Source organism: Burkholderia sp. WTPI3 (genome assembly GCF_021483755.1).
Lineage (GTDB): Bacteria > Pseudomonadota > Gammaproteobacteria > Burkholderiales > Burkholderiaceae > Burkholderia.
The window spans coordinates 1-3983 of record NZ_JAGIXF010000187.1 but is presented as its reverse complement, the minus strand read 5'-3'; the positions used below and the strand labels follow the sequence as shown (position 1 = coordinate 3983).

Below are 3983 nucleotides of genomic sequence, written 5' to 3'. Positions count from 1 at the left end.
ACCGCTTAGGCTGAGCAAAACACTACGCTAGCAGTATTAGTGAACATTGATAGCACTCCTTTGGGCATGGCTAGCATTGATTGTGAACTCCTACAGATGGTGTGCGTCATCCGCGCCGATCACCCGCTGACGAAGGGCACGCTGACGCTCCAGCGTTTTCTGAATGCAGATCATCTTCGGGTGGCGCTGAGCCCGACCGACATACGTTTTGTCGATAACGTCCTGGCCGACCAGGGTTATTCCCGGAATGTGGTGGCGAAGGTCCCGCATTGGCTGCTGATCCCGCCGATCCTTCGCGAGACTCAACTGATCGCCGTCATTTCCGGCAAGCTGGCTGCGCGTTTCGCATCGGAACCATTGGCGGTGCGCGCGTTGCCATTCCCGTCGGAGCCATTCTCGTGGGACATCTACTGGCATCGTCGCAACGACAACAGCGTGGCGCACAAATGGATGCGGAGCCTGATTGCCAGTACCTGCGCCTCGCTCTGACGGTCCGGTTGCGATGAACCGATTTTTTCCGCAATAGGGTGGCGATATTTCGCATTGGGTCACTAGCGCCCGACGCGTAGCCTCAACGTGTAGGCCCGGAAGGTAGTACGCGGCCTGCCCTGATCTGCGAGGCTATCCAGCCTCGTGGCTCGCCATGCCTTCCATCCATTGCTCGAACGCGGACACTGCGGCATCGTCGGCGCGATCGGCGTTCGTCACGAGCGTGTAGTCGTCGGCGCGCCATACAGGCGATGCGATGGGGCACACGAGGCGGCCTTCGGCGAGATCGCGCCCGATCAACGGCAGCGACGCGAGTGCCACGCCCAGCCCCTCGATGGCCGCGCCGAGCTGAAGATTCACATGATCGAATTCGACATGGCGCACCGCCCGCAGATCGGCAGCGCCCGCTTCCCGTAACCAGTGCGACCAGGCTGAGCGCGTTGTGGCCGAATGCAGCAGCGTGTGATGGCGCAGATCGGCCACGCTCTGTATCGGACGCTGGCGCAGCAACGCGGGGTTGCAGGCCGGCACGCGCAGGTCGGGCATCAACGGTCGCGATACGACGCCCGCACCCTGTTCCGGACCGGAGCGTACACCGATATCGAAAGCGTCGGCGACATAGCGCAGTTTGCGCGATGTCGTCGACACCCTGACGTCGATGTCGGGATACCGCGAATGGAAATCGGCAAGCCGTGGCAGCAGCCAGCAAAACGCGAAGCTCATCGGCACATTCACCCGCACGACGCCCGATATCCGGTGCGTGAGGGTATTGTGGCGCAGCCGCACCACCGCGGTACCGAGGTGTTCGAACGCGTGGCTGACGTCGTTCAGCAATACGGCCCCTTCGTCGGTCAGCACGACACCGCGCGGACGACGGTCAAACAACGGCAGGCCGAACCAGTCCTCCAGCAGCCGGATCTGTTTTCCGACGGCCCAATGGGTGACATGCAGTTCCACCGCCGCGCCCGCGAAGCTGCCGTGTCGCGCGACCGCATCGAAAGCGCGCAGCGCATTGAGCGGCGGCAACTCGTCCCGATTCTTCGCAGCACCTCGGCTTTCGCTCATGACGTACGTGACTTTTTCTCTCCGTTGACGCGATTTTAGCTCAATTGAAATGGCTGATACCTTGGCCATAAAATTGACGCGTCGAACCAGAAGAACACACCACGAGTAGCTTCCATCAGCCACTCGTATAGAGAGAACGTCGATGCGCTTGCCGGTTTTTTCCCCTCCCGTCACGCGGGACGCTGTGCCATCACGACAGCGCGTGCTATGGCTATCCTGCATTGCACACGCAATCCACGATGGCTATACGGACATGATCTACGCGCTGCTGCCCGTATGGCAGTCCGAGTTCGGGCTCGACTTCGCGGCCCTGGCTATCCTGCGCGGCCTCTATGTCGGCACGATGGCGGTGCTGCAGTTGCCGGCAGGACGTCTCGCGCAACGCCTCGGCAGTTGCGCCGTCCTCGCGATCGGCACGCTGCTCGCTGCGCTGGGCTATGCAATCGCCGGCATGTCGGGTGGCCTGCTCGGTTTGTGCGTGGCGCTGGCGATATCGGGCGGTGGATCCAGCACGCAACATCCGATCGCATCGGGCGCCATCTCCCGCACCTATGGGCGTGACGCGAGAGGCCCACTGAGCCTCTACAACTTTTCCGGCGATCTGGGGAAATCTGCGCTGCCGGCAGCCATTTCGCTGCTCGTAACCATGATGCCGTGGCGTCACGCGCTGTGGGTCGTCGCTGGATTGGGCTGCGTCGCTGCCGCCGGCATCGCGCTCTGGTTTCCCGCCGTGCCACGTGGCGCGGGAAAGACGGCGGCAAAAGAGCAAGCGTCCGCTCAACGCACGGGCACCGGGGGGCGCGGATTCAAGGCGCTGTTTTCCATTGGCGTGCTCGATACGGCCGTACGCATGGGACTGCTTACCTTTCTGCCTTTCCTGCTCAACGCGAAAGGCATCTCGCCTCAACTGCTGGGAACGGCCCTTGCGCTTGTTTTCATTGGCGGGGCGGCCGGCAAATTCTTTTGTGGCTGGCTTGGCGCGCGTATGGGTGTGGTGAGTACGGTGCTACTCACGGAAGGCGGTACAGCCGCGTGCATTATCGGCGTGATGTATCTGCCGTTGGCGCTTACCATGGTGCTGCTGCCGATTCTGGGCATGATGCTCAACGGCACGTCGTCCGTGCTGTACGGAACCGTTCCGGAGATGTCCCCGCCCGAGCGCACGGAGCGCGCATTCGCGATTTTCTACACGGGAACGATCGCATCGGGCGCGATATCGCCTGTCCTCTACGGTGTCCTCGGCGACAGGATCGGTGTGCAGGCCGCCACGTATGCCACCGCATTCACCGCTCTGGCAATTTTTCCGCTCGCGCTCGCACTGCGCCCGCATCTCGGAGATCACTCGACAGGATGAACACCATGACGAAGTCTGACTACCCGACCGTCGCCGTTGTCGGTCCGGGCGCAATCGGAACGACCGTTGCCGCGGCCCTCCATGACGCTGGCCGCACGCCGGTGATCTGCGGCCGCTCGGCGCACGAGCGGTTGACGCTGCGCTTCGGTGGCGGCGAGATCGTCGTGCCCGGGCCCGTGCTGACCGATCCGCAAGGGGTCAACGAAAGGTTCGATCTCGTGTTCGTTGCGGTCAAGTCGACGCAAGTGGCGAGCGCGGCACCCTGGATCCCGGCGCTATGCGATGCGAATACGGTTGTCTGCGTGCTGCAAAATGGCGTCGAGCAAACAGCCGCCTTCGCGCCATATGCAGCCGGGGCGGCGATCGTGCCGTCGGTCGTGTGGTTTCCGGCGCAACGCGAATCGGATGCGTCGGTGTGGCTGCGCGGCAAACCGCGGCTCACTGTGCCCGATACGCCGGCGAGCAACGTGGTCGTCTCGGCATTGCGCGGCACGCGATGCCCGGTCGAGGTGGCGGACGATTTCGTCTCGCTCGCATGGCGAAAGCTTTTGCAGAACGCGGTGGCGGGACTCATGGTGCTGACTGGCCGCCGCGCCGGCATGTTCACGCGAAGCGACATCACCGTTTTGTCGCTTGCCTACTTGCGGGAATGTCTCGAAGTTGCCCGTGCGGAGGGCGCGAAGCTGGGCGATGAAGTGCCGCAGGAGATCGTCGACGGATTCCATCGCTTCCCGCCCGATTTGGGGACGTCCATTCTTGCCGATCGGCAGGGTAACCGCCCCCTCGAGTGGGACTGCCGGAATGGCGTCGTGCAGCGATGCGGACGATCTCACGGAATTCCGACGCCGATCAGCGATCTGGTCGTGCCGCTTCTCGCGGCCGCCAGCGATGGTCCGGGCTAGTAGCACGGAGCACGGTAGCCAACCCTAAACTGTCACGGACGAATTTCGAGGTGATGGAGCCTTTCGAATGTCTTTCTGATCGCGTTAGCGACGTTCCTGGCGCTCCCCCCGGAAAGCCGCGATGAACCCTATTTTCGATGAACCCTATTTTATTTGTACTGTGAATAGTTAGC

At 62.6% G+C, this 3983-nt stretch carries 4 protein-coding genes; 3 read left to right on the top strand and 1 reads right to left on the bottom strand.

Annotated elements, in window-relative coordinates:
* The first annotated feature begins 39 nt into the window (after nucleotides 1-39).
* The gene (locus tag J7024_RS36560) at nucleotides 40-489 is read left to right on the top strand and encodes a LysR substrate-binding domain-containing protein (protein WP_234746015.1); all 450 of its coding nucleotides are present in this window, start codon (nucleotides 40-42) and stop codon (nucleotides 487-489) included.
* A 132-nt stretch (nucleotides 490-621) separates the two neighbouring features.
* Here J7024_RS36560 and gcvA read toward each other — a convergent pair whose 3' ends face one another.
* Nucleotides 622-1554: a transcriptional regulator GcvA gene (gene gcvA / locus J7024_RS36555; RefSeq protein WP_234746019.1), complete on the bottom strand. Its 933-nt coding sequence runs from the start codon at nucleotides 1552-1554 to the stop codon at nucleotides 622-624.
* 142 nt (nucleotides 1555-1696) lie between these two features.
* On the opposite strand from gcvA, the gene J7024_RS36550 reads away from it, so the two are divergent.
* Nucleotides 1697-2908 (top strand): MFS transporter, encoded by a 1212-nt coding sequence (locus J7024_RS36550; protein WP_234746013.1) that lies wholly within the window; start codon nucleotides 1697-1699, stop codon nucleotides 2906-2908.
* Nucleotides 2909-2913: 5 nt separating this feature from the next.
* Nucleotides 2914-3810: an oxidoreductase gene (locus J7024_RS36545; RefSeq protein ID WP_234746017.1), complete on the top strand. Its 897-nt coding sequence runs from the start codon at nucleotides 2914-2916 to the stop codon at nucleotides 3808-3810.
* Nucleotides 3811-3983 lie beyond the last annotated feature (173 nt).